The sequence below is a fragment of the Herbaspirillum sp. B65 genome (assembly GCF_000333555.1).
GTDB lineage: Bacteria > Pseudomonadota > Gammaproteobacteria > Burkholderiales > Burkholderiaceae_D > Herbaspirillum > Herbaspirillum rubrisubalbicans.
The window spans coordinates 1-984 of sequence record NZ_BADI01000698.1 but is presented as its reverse complement, the minus strand read 5'-3'; the positions used below and the strand labels follow the sequence as shown (position 1 = coordinate 984).

1 pseudogene is annotated in these 984 nt (G+C 64.1%); it reads right to left on the bottom strand.

The window, feature by feature from the left end:
- Positions 1-984 (bottom strand): annotated as a pseudogene (locus I5W_RS16600) (ATP-dependent DNA helicase); the annotation flags it as partial.

Below are 984 nucleotides of genomic sequence, written 5' to 3'. Positions count from 1 at the left end.
AGGGCAGCTTGTCGATGATGACCAGCGAGAGCGCATCGCCGCGCACGTCCACCCTTCCCAGAAGCTCTTGCTGCCGATCAGCACGCCATTGCCGGCAGCACGGAATCGATCCAGCAATTCGGTCCGTCCCGCCTCACCCTGGACGAACAGCGGGAAGTCATGTCCGCGTGCCGCGAACTCGGTGCGCAAGCGTTCAGCCGCACGGTTGACCGCGCGCAGCGTGGTACACAGGAAGAAGCAGCGTCCACCGGCGGCCTCGATGGTGGGCAACGCGGCATCGATGACGGCGTCGGTATATTCAAACGAGTTGGGCTGTGGCAGGTGCTGCGGCACGTACAGGATGCCCTGCTCACCATAGTTGAAGGGGCTAGGCCAGGACTGGGCCGGAGCGTTCCACAAGCCCATCTGGGCGGCATAGTGGTTGAAGTCTTTCTTCACAGCCAGCGTCGCAGAAGTGAAAATCCATGAACGCGGCGTACCCTCGCGCTGCTTGTTGAAGATGGGCGCGATCGACAGCGGTGTGCGATGCAATTGCAGCGAGGACTGGAAAGCCTCCACCCACAGCACATAAAAAGGTTTCTGGGGCGACTCGCCCCCCTCGCCCTCGCTTGGCTCACCCACCGTGGCGGTCGGCTTGCTTGCCGCTTCAGCCTGGGCCTTGGCCACTTCTTCGGGCGTGCCCCAGTTTTCCAGTTGACGCAGCAATTCATTGGCGCGGTCGCGGCACTGCTCGATAGTCTCGGCGCGCTCGGCCTGCTTTTCCAGCACGGCGATCATGTCGTCCATGCTGTCCTTGAGCGCATCGAGGGCGGGGAAGAAAGCGGCAGAAGGAGCGATCTGGTTCAGCGCCAGGCGAATCGATTCCTCCGGGAAGGCCAGGCGCAAGTCGCGCGCGGCACGCTCCACCGGCGCCACCAGGCGCGCCCAGTCGGCCCCGTCGCGCGCGTGAGAGAGGCCTTCGGCCAGTACGTCGCGGCACAACTC